Source organism: Pseudomonas sp. SIMBA_068, assembly GCF_046534705.1.
GTDB classification, from domain to species: domain Bacteria; phylum Pseudomonadota; class Gammaproteobacteria; order Pseudomonadales; family Pseudomonadaceae; genus Aquipseudomonas; species Aquipseudomonas putida.
In genome coordinates, this window is record NZ_JAWRYI010000002.1 from 550,892 (window position 1) to 566,901 (window position 16,010).

Annotated in this window: 12 protein-coding genes, 2 pseudogenes and 1 riboswitch; of the genes and pseudogenes, 3 read left to right on the forward strand and 11 right to left on the reverse strand. The window is 62.7% G+C overall.

All coding sequences use genetic code 11. The annotated features are described in order from the left end of the window. Positions 1-161 precede the first annotated feature (161 nt). From SB756_RS08755 to SB756_RS08765, 3 genes and pseudogenes are all read left to right on the forward strand, one after another. Positions 162-1,181, forward strand: coding sequence for a LacI family DNA-binding transcriptional regulator (locus tag SB756_RS08755; protein WP_049274495.1), 1,020 nt, complete (start codon positions 162-164; stop codon positions 1,179-1,181). 129 nt (positions 1,182-1,310) lie between these two features. After that, positions 1,311-2,093 (forward strand): annotated as a pseudogene (locus tag SB756_RS08760) (PAS domain-containing protein); the annotation flags it as partial. 105 nt (positions 2,094-2,198) lie between these two features. Beyond that, positions 2,199-2,630 (forward strand): annotated as a pseudogene (locus SB756_RS08765) (methyl-accepting chemotaxis protein); the annotation flags it as partial. Here the strand turns inward: SB756_RS08765 and SB756_RS08770 are convergent. The 11 genes from SB756_RS08770 to SB756_RS08820 form a co-directional block, all read right to left on the reverse strand. Further along, positions 2,605-5,874: a transporter substrate-binding domain-containing protein gene (locus SB756_RS08770; RefSeq protein ID WP_341795675.1), complete on the reverse strand. Its 3,270-nt coding sequence runs from the start codon at positions 5,872-5,874 to the stop codon at positions 2,605-2,607. The pseudogene SB756_RS08765 and the gene SB756_RS08770 overlap by 26 nt on opposite strands. A gap of 13 nt (positions 5,875-5,887) precedes the next feature. Next, positions 5,888-6,502: a response regulator transcription factor gene (locus tag SB756_RS08775; RefSeq protein ID WP_016499887.1), complete on the reverse strand. Its 615-nt coding sequence runs from the start codon at positions 6,500-6,502 to the stop codon at positions 5,888-5,890. 222 nt (positions 6,503-6,724) lie between these two features. Then, on the reverse strand, positions 6,725-6,967 hold the full coding sequence (locus tag SB756_RS08780) for a DUF1272 domain-containing protein (protein ID WP_341795674.1): 243 nt from the start codon (positions 6,965-6,967) through the stop codon (positions 6,725-6,727). 66 nt (positions 6,968-7,033) lie between these two features. Beyond that, on the reverse strand, positions 7,034-7,786 hold the full coding sequence (cobM, locus tag SB756_RS08785; protein ID WP_341795673.1) for a precorrin-4 C(11)-methyltransferase: 753 nt from the start codon (positions 7,784-7,786) through the stop codon (positions 7,034-7,036). A 33-nt stretch (positions 7,787-7,819) separates the two neighbouring features. Beyond that, the gene (locus SB756_RS08790; RefSeq protein WP_341795672.1) at positions 7,820-8,209 is read right to left on the reverse strand and encodes a cobalamin biosynthesis protein; all 390 of its coding nucleotides are present in this window, start codon (positions 8,207-8,209) and stop codon (positions 7,820-7,822) included. Further along, positions 8,209-8,895: a CbtA family protein gene (locus tag SB756_RS08795; protein WP_410910670.1), complete on the reverse strand. Its 687-nt coding sequence runs from the start codon at positions 8,893-8,895 to the stop codon at positions 8,209-8,211. The genes SB756_RS08790 and SB756_RS08795 overlap by 1 nt, the downstream gene beginning before the upstream one ends. 9 nt (positions 8,896-8,904) lie before the next feature. Then, positions 8,905-9,093, reverse strand: a complete 189-nt coding sequence (locus tag SB756_RS08800; protein WP_016499882.1) for a CbtB domain-containing protein — start codon at positions 9,091-9,093, stop codon at positions 8,905-8,907. A 93-nt stretch (positions 9,094-9,186) separates the two neighbouring features. Next, a riboswitch (cobalamin riboswitch) is annotated at positions 9,187-9,411 on the reverse strand. 167 nt (positions 9,412-9,578) lie between these two features. Further along, complete coding sequence (locus SB756_RS08805; RefSeq protein WP_410910671.1) at positions 9,579-12,053, reverse strand: TonB-dependent receptor plug domain-containing protein; 2,475 nt, start codon at positions 12,051-12,053, stop codon at positions 9,579-9,581. A 147-nt stretch (positions 12,054-12,200) separates the two neighbouring features. Further along, the gene (locus tag SB756_RS08810) at positions 12,201-13,301 is read right to left on the reverse strand and encodes an LLM class flavin-dependent oxidoreductase (RefSeq protein WP_410910672.1); all 1,101 of its coding nucleotides are present in this window, start codon (positions 13,299-13,301) and stop codon (positions 12,201-12,203) included. Between the two features lie 27 nt (positions 13,302-13,328). After that, positions 13,329-14,663: an LLM class flavin-dependent oxidoreductase gene (locus tag SB756_RS08815; RefSeq protein ID WP_410910673.1), complete on the reverse strand. Its 1,335-nt coding sequence runs from the start codon at positions 14,661-14,663 to the stop codon at positions 13,329-13,331. Positions 14,664-14,995: 332 nt separating this feature from the next. Next, a complete protein-coding gene (locus tag SB756_RS08820) occupies positions 14,996-15,928 on the reverse strand; it encodes an RHS repeat-associated core domain-containing protein (protein WP_410910674.1) in 933 nt (310 codons plus the stop codon). Positions 15,929-16,010: the final 82 nt, after the last annotated feature.

Sequence of the window (16,010 nt, forward strand, 5' to 3'; positions counted from 1 at the left end):
CAGCCACCTCCCCGGTGTTATTGGTCTTGTCCTTACGCAGTATGGACGCCTGGTAGCGAGCGCGTGCGGGCTGCTGCCAAAGATTACATTGCCTGCGTCCTGAGACAGCGCTACCTTAGTGGCCGTTCCCTATCCTTGCAAGTAGTAAAATTACAACATCCATGTCCCGCACCGGCTCCCGTACTACAGGTCGTCCCACCCTGGCCGAAGTTGCCAGGCTTTCCGGGGTTTCCCCGATTACCGCCTCGCGCGCCCTGCGCGGGGTCAGCACGGTTGCGCCTGAACTGGTCGAAAAGGTCGTCGCTGCAGCTGCGAGCCTGGGCTACGTGGCCAACCCGGCGGCCCGCGCCCTGGCCTCGGCCCGCAGCCAGTCGGTGGTGGTGTTGATCCCGTCGTTGTCCAACCAATTGTTCATCGACACGTTGGAAGCCATTCACGAGGTCATGCGCCCGCGTGGCCTCGAAGTGCTGATTGGCAACTATCACTACGACCTTGCCGAAGAAGAGAACCTGATCCGCAATTACTTGGCCTACCAGCCCTGCGGCATGCTGTTGACCGGTTTCGAGCGCAGCGACGCGGCGCGGCAGATGCTGGCCGCCAGCGGTGTGCCGTGTGTGCACATGATGGAGCTCAATGGCGAGCCAGGGGCATTGTCGGTAGGTTTTTCGCAGCAGCAGGCCGGGCGCGCTGCGGCCAGGCACTTGATCGAGCGTGGTCGCAAACGCCTGGCGTTCATTGCCGCGCAGCTCGATCCACGGGTAATGCAGCGGGCCGAAGGTTTCCGCCAGGCGTTGGCCGAGGCCGGTTTGCAGGCGGCCGAGCTGGAGGTACTGGCGCCGGAGCCTTCGTCGATTGCCTTGGGCAGTGTGCTGTTCAGCCAGTTGCTGCAACAGTCGCCGGATGTCGACGGTATCTTCTTCTGCAACGACGACCTGGCCCAAGGGGCGGTGCTGCAGGCACTGCGCCAAGGGGTGGAAGTGCCACGTCAGGTGGCCATGGTGGGGTTCAACGACTTGCCCGCTTCGGCACACATGGTGCCGCGCCTGACCTCGATTCGCACGCCCCGGGCCGCCGTTGGGCGTGGCGCGGCGCAGGCGCTGCTGGCGTTGCTCGATGGCAAGCGGGTGGCGGATACGCAACAGGATCTGGGCTTTGAGCTGATGGTGCGCGAGAGTTCGTAGCGAGAGCTCGTGGCTGTGCAGGCGCGTTCTTTCATATCAATGTAGTAATCCTAAAGTGATGGCACTGTGCTTGCACGGCGCCAACGGCGATCTATGCTCAGGACACCGCGCATAAAGGAGCCCGGCGTCATGTTCGATTTCCATCGCAAATCCGATTTGGTTGAGATCCAGCGCACTCGCCAGGCCTTGAGCGGCACGCAAGCCAAATTGGCGGCGATCAGCCGTTCGATGGCGATGATCGAGTTCGCCCCTGATGGCACCATCCTCGATGCCAACGAGCGTTTTTGCCAGGCCATGGGCTACAGCGCAGACGAACTGCGGGGCAAACACCATCGGCTATTCTGCGAACCGGGCTATGCGCAAACTGCCGAGTACCAGCAGCTGTGGCGTGAACTGGGCCAGGGCAAGGCCATCAGCGGTACGTTCGAACGCCTCGACAAAGCCGGCCGCGAGGTTTGGCTGGAGGCCAGCTACATGCCGGTGCTGGACGAACAGCGCCAGGTAACCAGCGTGATCAAGGTGGCAGCCGACATCAGTCAACGGGTAGTGCAGGAGCACGAGAGCGAGAGCCTGCTCAAGGCCATCGGTCGCTCCATGGCAGTGATCGAGTTCACCCCGCAAGGCCGTGTGATCAAGGCCAACCAGAACTTCCTCGACACCATGGGCTATCGCCTGGACGAGGTAGTTGGCCGCCATCACGGGTTGTTTTGCCTGCCGCAGGAGCGCGAATCGGCCGAGTACCGTGAGTTCTGGGCATCGCTCAACCGCGGCGAGTACCATTCGCACCGCTTCGAACGCATCAACAAGCAGGGCCAGATGGTCTATCTGGAGGCCTCGTACAACCCGATATTCGACAGCAAGGGCCGCTTGTACAAAGTGGTGAAGTTCGCCAGTGACATCACCCGTCAGGTCAGCACCCAGCAAACCGCCGCCGACGCCGCCCATGCCAGTTCCATGCAGACCGATGCCTGTGCGCGCAAGGGCACCGAGGTGGTGCAGCAGACGGTGCAGGTGATCGAGCAGATTTCCCATGAGCTGAACGAGGCTGCACGCAGCATCGATGCCGTGAGCAAGCAGTCAGATGTGATCGGCCAGATCGTGCTGACCATACGGGGCATTGCCGACCAGACCAACCTGCTGGCCCTTAACGCGGCCATCGAGGCGGCCCGCGCCGGGGATCACGGGCGCGGTTTTGCCGTGGTGGCCGACGAGGTGCGCAACCTGGCGGCGCGGACCAGCAAGGCCACCCTGGAAATCGTCGATGTCGTGCGGCAGAACCACGACCTGTCACTGCTGGCCGTGGCCAGCATGCAGTCGAGTTTGACCCGCACCGGTCATGGGGTTGCACTGGCCAATGAGGCCGGTACGGTGATCATGGAAATCCAGCAGGGTTCGCGGCACGTGGTGGATGCCATCAGCCAGATCAGCTCGACGCTTCAACTGCATTGAGTGCGTCGCTCAGCTCGTTCAGCAGGGCTTGCAGGCTGATTTGCAGTTGTTTACGTTGATCAACCGTTGGCAGGCCCCGCGCATGAGCGTTTTCGATGGCCTCGCAATCCTTGACCACGCCGCGCACCCTTATCATCTTCGCGCCGCCCTTGATGCGGTGAGCCAGGGTGCGGACGGCCTCATCGGAGGCCTCGGGTGCCAACGCGCGCAAAGAGGCGAGATCTTCGCCGACACTTATTGAAAGCTGTTCCAGCAGATGCCGCGTCAGTTGCCTGTCGTCCTGGGTCAGGTGGCGCAGTTCAGCCAGGTTGAAGCCGCTACTGCGCAGTGGCGGCTCTTGGGCGCTGCGGGCTTGGGGCAGGTGAGCCTTGAGGGTGCGCAGGCCGATCGGTTTGAACAGGCATTCGTTCATGCCGCTGGCCAGGCATCGGTCACGCTCTTCGGCCTGGGCATTGGCAGTCACGCCGAGGATCTGGCACGCCGGCAGGCCGCGTTCGGCTTCAAGGCTGCGAATGCGGCGGGTGAGTTCGTGGCCGTCCATCACCGGCATGCTGCAGTCGGTGATCACCAGGTCGAAACGCGCTGCCTGCCAGCGCTCCAGCGCGACCTGGCCATTTTCTGCCAGGGTCACGTGATGGCCCAGGGTGTGCAGTTGTCGCTCCAGCAGCAGCAGGTTGGCAGGGTAGTCGTCGATCACCAGGATATTCAGCGGGCCACTGCTGCTTTCGGCTGCCGGGCTGTGCTGCTGAACAGGTTGCGGTGCCGGGCAGGCTGGTAGTTGCAGGCTGACTTGCACCTTTGTCCCAACACCTTCGACGCTTTGCAGGCTCAAGTTACCGCCCATGAGTTCGGCAAAGGTGCGGCTGATCACCAGCCCCAAGCCTGCCCCTTGGCGTGCCCGCGGTCCCTCAGCCTGCACGAAGGTGTTGAACAGCCTGGCCTGATCAACGGTGCTGATGCCGATGCCGGTGTCACGCACAGACAGGTCGATTGACTGGCTACTGTCCCCACCAGTTGGAGGTATCAGCAAACTGGCCTGTACCTCGCCGCGGTCGGTGAACTTGATGGCGTTGCTGATCAGGTTGGACAGGATCTGCTTGAGCCGCAGCGGGTCTGCCAGCACCCAGACCGGCTCTGCAGGAAGTGCTGCGTGCAGATACAAGCCTTTGGCCCGAGCGTTGCCTTCGAACACCCGTACTGTAGCGCGTACCAGCTCGACCAGGTTTGTGGGTACCGGTTGCAGGGTAATGTGCCCAGATTCGATGCGGGAAATGTCGAGAATATCGCCAATCAGCTCAAGCAGGCCGATGGCCGAGTCATGGGCAGTCTGAAGGGTCTGGGCGTCGCAACGACCCTTGCGGCTGTCTTCCAGGGCCAGCTCCAGCAGGCCGATCACGGCATTCATCGGGGTACGGATTTCATGGCTCATGGTGGCCAGGAAGGTGCTTTTGGTCTGGCTGGCCTGTTCGGCGTCGTCCTTGGCCTGGCGCAGCTGTTCGAGCAGGCCGCGGCTCAAGGCCAGCTGCGCCTGCAGCGCGTGCTGGGCCTCGGTGCGCTGGTTGATCAGCTTGCGCAGGTAGCTGTTCCAGAACACCACGCCCGCCAGCAGCAGGGCCGACAGAACCAGTACCTGCAAGGCCAGGGTGCGGTAGTCGCGCCAGGGGCTGTCGCTGACCAAGGTGCTGGTGCGCCAGCGGTTGGCCAGCTGGTCGAGCTCTTCGGGTGGAATGCTCAGCAGTGCCTTGTCGAGGATGGCCTGTAGCTGCGGCTGGTCGGCAGCCACGGCGAAAGCGGCAATGGCCGGGTCGTCGTCCAGCACGCTGGCGATGCGCAAGCGGCCCTTGAAGACATGGCTGATGTAGTAGGCGGCATTGATATGGCTGCTAAGGGCAACGTCGGCAGCCCCACCGGCCACGGCCTCCATGAGACCGAGCGGGTTGTCCACTTCCACCAGCCGGGCCTGCGGGTAGCGTTGTTGCAGCAGCGCCCGCTGCGGCGAGCCGCGTACCACGGCGATGCGCTGGCCATCCAGCGCCTTGGCCTGTACCGGGAAAGTACTGTCGCTACGGGCAACCAGAACGCGTGGGCTGACCAGGTAGGGACGGGTATAGCGCAGTTGTTTCGCGCGATCCGCACCATAGCCCAAGGCGCCAATCATTTGTGCATCGCCACGGGCCAGGCGCTCGACCATCGCCTGCGCCGAATCGCTTTCGACCGCGCTGAAGTGCAGCCCTGTGCGCAGCGAAATCTGTTTCAGCAGGTCAAGGGTGATGCCGGTTGGGCGGTGTTCGGCGTCGTTGAACGTCAGTGGCGCCAACGAGGTGTTGACCAAAACATTGATGTTGGGGTGGGCCGCGATCCAGGCTTCCTCTTCCTTGCTCAAGGCGGTGATGTGGCGCTGCAGCAGCAGGCTGGTGTGGCCACTGCTCCAGCGGCGCAGGATATTCAGCCGCTCGCTGTCTTTGATGCGGGATAGCGCCATGTCGACCAACCGACGCAAGCGAGGGTTGTCGCTGGCCAGGGCAAAGGCAAATGCCCCAGCAGGGACCGGGCAGAAGTGGTCGATTCTCAGCGCGCCCTGGTAACTCTTGCCAATCGTGAAATCGGTACTGATGGCATCGCCCAGGTAGGCGTCGGCCTCGCCCAGATCGACAGCGGCCAGCCCGGCCAGGGTCGAGCGGTACAGGCTTAACTGCGCCTTGGGGTACAGATTGCGTACGGTGCTGGCCGGCAGGTAGTGATCGACCATCGCCAGGCGCAGGCCGGCGAGGTCGGGTGTGTTCTTCAGGCTGGTTCCTTCGCGGGTGACGATGACGGGCATGTCGTCGGCATACGGGGTACTCAGGTCAAGCTGGGCATCTGCCGCCTCGAAGGCATTGGAGCTGCCCAGCAGGTCGATACTGCCCTCACGTAACGCAGCGATGGCCTCGTGGCGGTTGTCGAACCGCCGTACTTCGACGTTTATGCCCAGCTGCTCGGCGATGATGCCGGCGTAGTCTGCGCTAATGCCTTCGTAGTCCTGCTGGCTGGCGTTGAGTTCGAAGGGCGGATAGTCGGGTCGCGAACTGCCCAGCACCAGGTATTGGCGTTGCTGCAGCCAATCCCGGTCTTCCCTGGACAGTTGCAACGGGGCAGCGGCGCTGACCGAGCGCGCCAGCAGTTGGCGAGGTTCGCTGTCGGCCAGCAGCGCGGCGGGGCCGGACAGGCCGATGGCCAGGAGCATGCACGCCAGCAGGCGCTTCATGGCGGCCGAGCGCTCAGTAGACGCTGTTGCGTTTGGCCAGGTCGACCATTTCAACCAGCGATTCGGTCTTGAGCTTTTCCATGATACGGCCCCGGTAGGTGCTGATGGTCTTGGCACTCAGGTTCATGCAGGTGCCGATATTTTTGTTGTTTTCGCCGCGCGCAAGGCGCCGCAGCACTTCCATTTCACGGTTCGACAGGCTGGCCAGGCGTACCGGTTCGCTCTCCAGCGAGTTGCTGTTGACCGACATTTGCGGGAAGGTCGAATAGCCCTTGACCAGGGCCTTGAGGGCAAACAGCAGAGCTTCGTGGTCTTCTTCCTTGGTGACGAAAGCGCCGATGCCGGCATCCAGGCAGCGCCGCACGTACAGATCGGTGGCCTGGCCGGTCAGCACCATGATCTTGGGCACTGGCTCCAGGCACTGCAGGCGTTTGATCACTTCCATGCCGTCCAGGCCGGGCAGGCCGATGTCGAGCACTACCACGTCCGGGCGCAGGTCGCGGGCTACCTGCGCCACTTCGCTGCCGTTACCCACCTCACCAACGACATGAAAACGTTCACGCTCCAGTAGTAGGCGCAAAGACAGTCGGACAATGGGGTGGTCGTCGACGATCAGCACGGTTGTCATGTGGAAAACTCCTGTCAAGATGTGGTCCGCTTCCTGGAACACTCAGGAATACGTCTGCAAGGTGGTTAATCGGAAGCGCTGCAAGATACGACCAATCCCGAGGTTTGGTAATGCCGAGTATAGAAGTGTTGATAATCCGTTCGCTTGTTGTTGAAAAATCCTACAAGTCATGGGAAAGGCATCACCCTATCAAAGCGGCAATGCCTGGTTTGAGGTGTGGAGTCAGGCGCAAGCAGCGTGTGCTTTGTTCACGCGTTGGGTGGCAGCGGGGTTATTGACCAGCGCCTGGCCGACCCGCGTCGGGCGGGCCACCAGCTGGCCGGCACAGTTGGGGCAGCGGCCCTTGAAGCGGATATCAGCGCAGGCGCGGCAGAAGGTGCATTCGAAGGAGCAGATCAGCACATCGGGGCTGTCGCCCGGCAGGTCGGTATCGCAGCACTCGCAGTTGGGGCGTAATTCCAGCATGGGTGTGACTCCTGTTCGCAGGCGGGAACCCGGAGTCTGCTACGCCCGTGGCAATGCTGGCAATGCTCAGTCGCCAGGGCGGTACAGGTGCGCGTGCCCGGCACGGTACAAGGCCGACTCGGCGAATGGCGTATCCCCGAGCACGTGGCCTACCAGGATCAGCGCCGTGCGGCGAAAGTCCTTGGCTGCCACCCGTTCGACGATATCGCCAAGGGTGCCGCGCACCCAGTCCTGGTCTGGCCATGTGGCACGATGTACCACCGCCACCGGGCAGTGCGCGCCATAGTGCGGTAGCAGTTCTTCGACGATTCGCGACAGGTGCTTGACCCCCAGGTGAATCGCCAGGGTGCTGCCATGGTGCGCCAGGTCGCTCAGTTGTTCGCCGGGTGGCATTGGCGAACTGTCGCCATAGCGGGTGAGGATCACCGTCTGCGCGACCTGTGGCAGGGTCAGCTCGCAGCCAAGCAGAGCAGCGCTGGCCGCCGTGGCCGTGACGCCGGGTATGATCTGGTAATCGATGCCCAGCGCCTGCAGGTGGCGGATCTGCTCACCGATGGCGCCGTACAGGCTGGGGTCGCCGCTGTGCACCCGGGCCACGTCCTGGCCTTGTTCGTGCGCGCTGCGCATGGCGGCGATGATCTGCTCCAGGTGCAACTCGGCGCTGTTGATCACGGTCTCGGCCTGGTGGCCTTCGAGCACGGCAGCGGGTACCAGCGAGCCGGCATAGATGATCACCGGGCACTGGCGAATCAGCCGTTGGCCCTTGACCGTGATCAGTTCCGGGTCGCCGGGGCCGGCACCGATGAAGTACACCGTCATGGAAAGTCCTTGCAGGAAAGAGAAGCGAAATGGTCAGCAGGCCAGGGCGAGGGTCGCCGGGCCCAGTACCTGGCGGGTCAGCAGCAACCGGGCTGTGCTCCCGGGCTGCTGGCTGGCCAGGGCCAGCGCCGTGCTTTCGGCCACCCCCCAGCAGCCGCTGTGGGCATGGGCCGTGGCAGAGCGGTGGCTGAGCAGCGGCTCGAAGGCCTGCAGTTGCGCGCTATGGTACAGCACCAACGGCAAGCCAAGGCGTTCGGCCAGTTGCTGCAAGCCGGTTTCGTCGGCCTTGAGGCTGATACTGGCAATGCCGTGCAGGTCGGCAAGCGCAAGGCCCTGGCTAGCCAGGGCGTGGAGCAGCAGGGTATGCAGGGTATCCGCCGGGCAGCCCCGGCGGCAGCCGAAGCCGGCGTAGAACGCCGGCATCAGGCCTTACTGGAGCGGCGGAACAGCCACGCACTGAGCAGGCCCAAGGCTAGCCAGAAGGCAGCGTTGGTCAGCCAGGAGGCCATCTTGAACTGTGTTTCCAGTGCTTCGGGGGCCAGGCTTTCATGTACTTCAGGCTGTGGAGCGCCGATCACATGGGGGATTACCAGCAGCACGGCGCCCAGCGCCTTCAGCAGCCAGTGGCGGGCGAACACCAGCAAGGCCAGGCCAACGGCGGTGGCGCTGGCTGTGCCAATCCACCAGGCCTGGCGTTGTCCCAGGTCGGCGGCGGCAGTGCCGGGTAGCTCCGGTGGCAGCCCCAACGTCGGGGCCAGGCAGAACACGGCAAAACCGGCCAGGCCCCACAGCGCACCGGTGCCGGCACGCTGCGGTTCGCGCAGGCTGTACAGGGCGGCGAGAATAAGGGCGAAGCCGATTGCGACCACCAGGTTGCCCCCGGTGGTGGACAGCACCCGCTGCCAACCGTCTTCCGGCGACCAGGCTTCGGCGCTGTGCTCATGGGCAGCCACTTCGCCACCATGTTCGTGCTGTGCGGCCGGGGCCGAGGATTCGTAGGTTTCCGCCTCAAGAATCAGGGGGGCGACCCAGAAGCTTTGCAGCAGGGTCAGCAGCAGGGCCGCAAGCAGCCCGCTGAAGCCCGCGGTACGGGCAATGCGCGTGATCATCAGGCGTACTCAGTGGCAGGGGAAGGCGGCGCTGTGGCGGGTGTCGTGGGCGGCGTTGTGCACGGCCTCGATGTGCGAGAAACCGGCGAAGTACACCAGGCACAGGCCCAGCAGGCTGGCGCCGACGGCGATGACGACGCGCTGGCTGAGGGTGACGGGTGTGGCAAGGCTGTGTTGTTTGGTGCTGGTGACGGGCATGACGCGTTCCTCTGCTTTTTGTGGGCAACGGGCAAGCGCGGCATCCCCGATGCGTGGCCGCCCAGGGGAATGCAACAGCGCCCGCCCACCGCGGGGTGTTCATGAACGTCAGGCCGGTCTCCGGGCTTGCGAGGAGGAGCAGGGCTCCTGGAAAGCGTCACCTTCCCATGCCGGACTAGAAGGCACAGTGGTACAGACACTTCACTCGCTTACCGTTGCGGGGGCAGCACCGGCCTTGTCCGGCCCTGCTGGAGGGCCTGCGACGCACCGGTTTCCCGTTTCACCCCCTGTGGGGGCACCTGAACGTGAGGCACAAGGAGAGCATGGGGGCGGGGTTTGCGTCAATTGCCAAGTACCGAAGGTGCAACGCACACCTGTGGGAGCGGGTTTACCCGCGAACACCGACTTTGCCGGTGCCATGCACCGGGTTGGACTCTTCGCGGGTGAACCCGCTCCCACAGGCCAGGAGCAAATGTGCAGATGCGTCAGAAGTCATAGGCCAGTTTGGTGTACCAATAGCCGCCACCTGGGTGGAACGGCGGGTTGCCGTACGCCGCCTGGTTGCCGTTGGCGTTGTACACGCCGTTCTTGTCGGGCCGCACATTGAAGATGTTGGTGCCACCCACACTGACGGTCAGGCTGTCGAACAGCAGGTAGGACAGGTCCAGGTCGGTGATCCACTTGGCGCCGAAGGTGCGGTCCTGGGCCTGGTTCTGCTGCCAGGTTTCGACCTTGCCGTAGCGGGTGGTCTGCAAGGTGCCGGTGAAGTTGCCCAGCAACCACTGGCTGCCCAGCACCCATTTGGTTCTCGGCGAGGCTGCCACCAGGTCGCCTTCGCGGCCATGGCCGACCACGTCGATACCGGCAGCGGCCAGCGCTGCGGGCGTACCGCGGGTGCCGCGTACGGTGGTCTTGTTCCAGTTGAAGCCCAAGGTCCAGCGTACATCGCCCCAGGCACCGAACTCGCTGGTGTGGTCACCCACCAGGTCGAGGCCGCGGGTGCGGGTGTCGAAGGCGTTGGTGTAGTAGTTGATCCAGGTAGTGCGTGCCAGGCCCAGCGATTCGAGGATGTCGCCAATGGCACCGGCACCGTTCTGCCGGTCGTAGAGGTTTTCGGTGAGCAGGATGCGGTCGTCAATGTCGATCAGGTAGGTGTCCAGGGTAACGCTGGTGCGGCGCGCCGGTTGCCAGGTCAGGCCAAGGCCGGCGTTGCGCGATTTCTCCGGGTCGAGCTTGCCGCCGCCGAATGCCAGCGCGGCGGCACTGCCGGGCGCCACGGTGCGGCGCAAGGCCGGCACCACATTGCCGTCGGCGTCCAGCGCGGTGCGGTTGTCGCTGACGGTATAGCCGCTCTGGGTCAGCGACGGTGCGCGGAAACCGCTGCCCAGGGTGCCTCGTACCGCCACGGTTTCGCTCAGTTCATAGCGTGAATTGAGCTTGAAGCTGGCGGTGTTGCCCGAGTCGTCGTCGTAGTGCTCGACGCGCGCGGCGGCGCCAAGGTACCAGCGCGGGCTCAAGTCCAGGCCGAGGTCGATGTAGGCGGCATAGTTGTTGCGCTTCACATCGGCCTCGTCTTCCGGGCGAATGGTCAGCGCAGCCTGGGCGCCCACTGCGGTCTGGCCGTTGGCCAGCGCATAGAGCGGGTTGGGGCGCCCGTCCGCCAGGGTAACCGGGTAGGTGTAGGGCCCGACGCTGTAGGCGATGGGGTCGCCGGCAAAGGTCCGGAAGCGCTCCCAGCGGTGCTCAAGGCCCGCCGAGACGCGGGTCGGTACCGCCAGGCCGAACAGGCCATCGAAGGCGCGGGTGATGTCCAGGTTGTTCACCCACTGGTCGAACTGCAAGGTCGCCAGGTCATCGAACGAGGTTGGCGAGGCCGGGCCATAGGTGGGGTTGATGGTCAGGTCGCTGGCCTGCTGGTTCTTGTTGCGCCCATAGGTGGTGGACAGGTCCCAGTCCCAGGCCCCGGCGGCGCCTCGGGCGCCGAGCAGCCACTGGTAGTCGGTGTCCTTGATGTTGTTGAGCGGGAAATACCCGTCGGGGAACAACTCCGGGATCGAGGCGTTGCTGTTGGGCAGGCGGTAGTTGTTGAAAGCCTCCAGCTTGCGCTCGGCATAAGTGGCGAACGAATACAGCTTCAAATCGTCGCTGATGGGCAGCTCGGCGTTGTAACCGAGGTTGAAGGCGCGCAGGTCAGGGTCGCCGTTCTTCACCGCCCGGTGGTCCCAGGCGGCCTGGCGGTCGTCTTCGAAGTAGGCGCGGTAATCGGGGGCGGCCTTGTCGATCCAGTTGGCGGTGCCGCGCTTGCGTGCCTCGCCCGACAGGTGCAGGAAACCGCCGTCACCCAGGCTGAAGCCTTGGTCGCCAGCCAGCTTGATGGTTTCGCCCTGGCCACTGTACAGCTGGCCGTAGCTGCTTTCGTAATGGCCGCCGCTGCTGGCGCTCTTGAGGATGATGTTGATCACCCCGGCCACCGCATCCGAGCCGTATTGGGCGGCGGCGCTGTCTTTCAGGACTTCGATGTGTGACACCGCGCTGACCGGGATCATGTCGATATCAACGGCGTTGGCACCGCTGTTGTCGGTCGAGCCGCTGCCCGGCACGGCGCTGTTGTGGCGGCGTTTGCCATTGACCAGCACCAGGGTGTAGGCCGGGCCCAAGCTGCGGTTGCTCAGCGGCCGCACGCCAGACTGAAAGCCGGCGATGTTGGTGCCGAAGTTGAACGAGGGCAGCAGTTTGGAAATCGCCTCGGACAGCTCGGCGCGGCCGGTGCGCAACAGCTGTTCGCTGCTGATCACGTCGATGGGTGCCGGGCTGTCGGCCACGGTGCGCTGGTTGCCTCGCAGGCCGGTGGAGATCACCGTGACGGTCTCCAGGCGTTGGTCTTCGGTAGTTGAAGCAGCATCGGCTAACGGGGTGAGCAGGCAGGCCAGGGGCAGGGCGAAAAGCGGTGTTCTAGACATCATGTCCTCGGAGTACGGTGGAGCACGCAGGCGAATAGGCGCCAGGCCCTGACAGGGCTGGCGTAGGGTGTTTGGGAAGTGTTTGCCTGCACCGGCCTCTTTGCGGCGGTTCGACGCCTCGACGAGGCCGGTACAGCGAGTAGGGATCTAGGCCGTGCGAGCGCTGCGCCCAGCCTCACGCTGTTCAACCAGCGCACGAATCCGCGGGATCAGGTCCTGCCCGTATTCCACCGCATCGCGCAGCTGGTCAAAGCCGCGGAACAGGAAGGTGGTCACCCCCAGTTCGTAGTAGGCCAATGCGGCCTCGGCCACCTGGTCTGCAGTGCCTACCAGCGAGGTGGAGTTACCTGCACCGCCACCCAGCGCCGCAATCTCGGTCCACAGCCGGGTGTCATGCACTTTGCGCTGGCTGGCCAGTTGCACCAGGCGTTCGGAGCCGGTGTTGCTCTTGCCGAAGTTTTTCTCGCGGCGGTTGCCCTGACGGATGCCGATGCGTTCCTGGGCATCGGCGAGAATACGCTCGGCGCGGGCCCAGGCTTCGGCCTCGGTGCCGCCCAGGATCGGTCGCAACGACAGGCTGAAGCGGATGTGTTTCTCGCGCCCATAGCGGGCGGCGGCCTTGCGGACCTTGGCGATGCGCTCGCGTACCTGATCCAGCGGTTCGCCCCACATCATGTAGACGTCGGCGTGCTTGGCGGCCACCTCGACTGCGGCGTCTGACGCGCCAGAGAAGTAGATTGGCAGATGCTGTACCGGTTTGACCAAGGTCAGGTTGTCTTCAACGCGGTAGTGAGTGCCCTGGTGGTCGAACGGCTCCTGGCGGGTCCAGGTGTTGCGCAGTACCTGCAGGTACTCATCGGTGCGGGCATAACGGGCATCCTTTTCGAGGAAGTCGCCATCGCGCTGCAGGTCGCCGCTGTCGCCGCCGGTGATGACGTTGATCGAGGCCCGCCCCCGGCTCAGCTGGTCAAGGGTGGCGAACTGGCGGGCAGCGAAAGTTGGCGCCTGGAAGCCCGGGCGGTGGGCGACCAGCAGGCCGATACGCTCGGTAAGCGCTGCCACGTAACTGGCCAGGATCATCGAGTCCGGTGCACTGGTGTTGACTGCTAACAATGCCTTGTCGAAGCCGCCATATTCCTGGGCCTGGGAGAAGGCCTTGATGAACTCCAGATCAACCAGCGGGCCGCGTGGCGCCTGGGATTCGCTGCTTTCCTGCGGGCCGATGAGGCCGATGAATTCGAGGCTCATGAAACAAAACTCCTTGTCTGGGTGGGCTCAGGCAACCGCTGCCTGGCTGCGGCGCAGGGTGTTGCGGTTTTCTGGCACGCTGAGGCCGAAATTGCCGCGCAGGGTTTTACCGGTGTACTCACTGCGCACCAGGCCACGTGCTTGCAACAGCGGTATCACGTGTTCGGTGAAGTACTGCAGGCCGTCGGGTAGCAATGAGTTGATGATGAAACCGTCGGCAGCGTCGTTTTCGAACCAGTGCTGCAAGGCATCGGCAACCTGCTCTGGGGTGCCGACGAAGTCTCTGCGTGGGCGCGAGAAGCGCAGTGCCAGTTCGCGCAGGCTCAGGCCTTCATCACGGGCCAGTTGCTTGAGCTGGTCCGAGGTGCCCTTGTGGCTGTCGTTACCCAAGGTGCCCAGGTCCGGGAAGGGCGCGTCCAGGTCATGCTGGCTGAAGTCGTAGTCGTTGAAGGGGCGACCGAGGGCTACCAGGGCATCCTCAATGCTCACCAGGTTGACGGCCTGCTGGTAGCGCTGCTCGACCTCCTGGGCGTTGCGACCGATGATGGGGCGGATGCCGGGCAGGATAAATAGTGCGTCGGGGTCGCGGCCATGGCGCGTGGCACGCTGCTTGAGGTCCTGGTAATAGGCGTGAGCGTCCTCGAACGATTCCGGGCTGACAAAGATGGCGTCGGCGTTCTGCGCCGCAAAGTTGCGGCCGTCTTCCGACACGCCAGCCTGGAAAATCAGCGGCTGGCCCTGGGGTGAGCGCTGGATGTTCAGCGGGCCCTTGACCTTGAAGTACTCGCCCTGGTGGCCGAGGGTGTGCAGTTTGGCCGGGTCGAAGAACTGCCCGCTTTGCTTGTCGCGGGTAAAGGCGTCGTCTTCCCACGAGTCCCACAGCCCCTTGACCACATCCACGTGCTCACGGGCAATCCGGTAACGCACGGCATGTGGCGGGTGTTCAGCCTTGCCGAAGTTGTCAGCGGTGCCGGAAAGCCAGGAGGTCACCACGTTCCAGCCTGCGCGCCCGCCGCTGATCAGGTCCAGCGAAGCGAATTGGCGTGCTACCTGGAACGGCTCGGTGTAGCTGACCGTGACCGTGGCTACCAGGCCGATGTGCTCGGTCACCGCCGCCAGCGCCGAAAGGATGGTCAACGGCTCGAAACGGTTGAGGTAGTGCGGGCTGGAGCGGGCGTGAATGTGCAGGCTGTCGGCGATGAAGGCGAAGTCGAACTTTGCCGCCTCGGCCAGCTTTGCCTGCTGTTTGTAGAAGCCGAAATTGACACTGGCATCGGCCAGCGCATCAGGGTGGCGCCATTCGCCCCAGCCGTGGCCGACGCCATGGATCATGGCGCCCAGGCGGATTTGTCGTTTGCTCATCGGAATACCTGTGGGTTGTGCTGCAAATGGAATGGGGACAGCCATGCGTCACCTGGCCCATAGGCGAAGATGAAGCAGGGTTGTGGGTAAGAGAGGTGCATGCGCGCAAGGCTCCTGGCGGGGGCGAAGTGGACGGCCTCCGCCAGGAATGGGGTCGGTCTGGAGTGACCTTAGCGGGTGTGGGGTGGGGTTGTGAAAGGCTTTGTGGTTCTATGCTAATATTATTTAATGGTATTAAAATCCATGTGATGATGCATAATCTGCATTTTAGGTTGCGTCAAATGCTATGGAATAAACCCGTTCATTGGGGGCGTTCTTAATGCTCTCTTCAATCATGCGCTTCGAAATTTTTTAGCGTCTTGTGGTGTGAAATCTACGAATGAGTAAGCCCATGGGCGTTCTGGTGTTGTCTGCGCCATGCCTTCATAAGGTTCGGATAAAAGCCCGAAACTGAAGGTGCCAGGTTCTACGCCGTTTACCATCGCTCCGTCGCTGATGCCGGGAATAGCGCTCACCTTGACATTGTTCTGATTTGAGAATTTTTGCCCAAACGATTCGCCGTAGCCTCCTAGGCAAGTGGCAAAAATGACTTTCCTGTATTTCTGAGGATTTATATTTTTGCTCGTTAGCCATGTGGCGAATTTAAATGGGCCCATGGCGACGTCGTCTATTAGTATTTTATTCTCTCTGCCATGAGTGTATATCAATAGCTTGGGCTTTTTAAAAAGACCAGGTTTGGATTCATAGACCCCATAATTTTTATCGAATGCATGAATTTTTCTTAAACCGTATTGGAACCGACGCATCTTGGTTCCATGGAGTATCGGAGCCGACGGCGCGTGACCGTCTAGATCGAGCAGATTAACCGGGTCGTTGCGAACATAGGTGTACGCATTGATGCCCCCTTTAGCAAAAGGACTGAGGTTGTCAGGGCTCGAAAAACGCATACATTTTGTTGAAAGCCAACGGTATCCTGCGCCCAAACCGTACATGCCTGTCACAGCGTCGCAGTGCTCGCCGTTAAAGCCTACAGGCAGTTCCCCGGTCGCTTGGTTGAAGCCAAAAGGGGTGTAAGACAGTGAGTGCAGGACGTGGCCGCGAGCCTCCGTGACGGAGGATTGCATTTTGTCTGAGGCAATTATACTAATAGAGGGTTGTGATATGTATTGAATGGCGAGCGTCTGTCGGTTTTGATTGAATATTCGAGTAGTTCTGGAAGGTTGAACCAAGGCAGTGGGTTTGCCAGACTGATAAAATATAAACATGAATAGAACCTCCTGATTTCAATCTAGCTTGATGGGATGCCCACAGCCTTGCAACTGGCAAAAATATCAGGCTGTGGGGCGC

Bases quoted from the DNA above. Each gene is read 5' to 3' on its own strand.
- SB756_RS08815 (WP_410910673.1), bottom strand. From the start codon at position 14,663: ATGAGCAAACGACAAATCCGCCTGGGCGCCATGATCCATGGCGTCGGC.
- SB756_RS08810 (WP_410910672.1), bottom strand. From the start codon at position 13,301: ATGAGCCTCGAATTCATCGGCCTCATCGGCCCGCAGGAAAGCAGCGAA.
- SB756_RS08805 (WP_410910671.1), bottom strand. From the start codon at position 12,053: ATGTCTAGAACACCGCTTTTCGCCCTGCCCCTGGCCTGCCTGCTCACC.
- cobM (WP_341795673.1), bottom strand. From the start codon at position 7,786: ATGACGGTGTACTTCATCGGTGCCGGCCCCGGCGACCCGGAACTGATC.
- SB756_RS08800 (WP_016499882.1), bottom strand. From the start codon at position 9,093: ATGCCCGTCACCAGCACCAAACAACACAGCCTTGCCACACCCGTCACC.
- SB756_RS08775 (WP_016499887.1), bottom strand. From the start codon at position 6,502: ATGACAACCGTGCTGATCGTCGACGACCACCCCATTGTCCGACTGTCT.
- SB756_RS08820 (WP_410910674.1), bottom strand. From the start codon at position 15,928: ATGTTTATATTTTATCAGTCTGGCAAACCCACTGCCTTGGTTCAACCT.
- SB756_RS08755 (WP_049274495.1), top strand. From the start codon at position 162: ATGTCCCGCACCGGCTCCCGTACTACAGGTCGTCCCACCCTGGCCGAA.
- SB756_RS08795 (WP_410910670.1), bottom strand. From the start codon at position 8,895: ATGATCACGCGCATTGCCCGTACCGCGGGCTTCAGCGGGCTGCTTGCG.
- SB756_RS08790 (WP_341795672.1), bottom strand. From the start codon at position 8,209: ATGCCGGCGTTCTACGCCGGCTTCGGCTGCCGCCGGGGCTGCCCGGCG.
- SB756_RS08770 (WP_341795675.1), bottom strand. From the start codon at position 5,874: ATGAAGCGCCTGCTGGCGTGCATGCTCCTGGCCATCGGCCTGTCCGGC.
- SB756_RS08780 (WP_341795674.1), bottom strand. From the start codon at position 6,967: ATGCTGGAATTACGCCCCAACTGCGAGTGCTGCGATACCGACCTGCCG.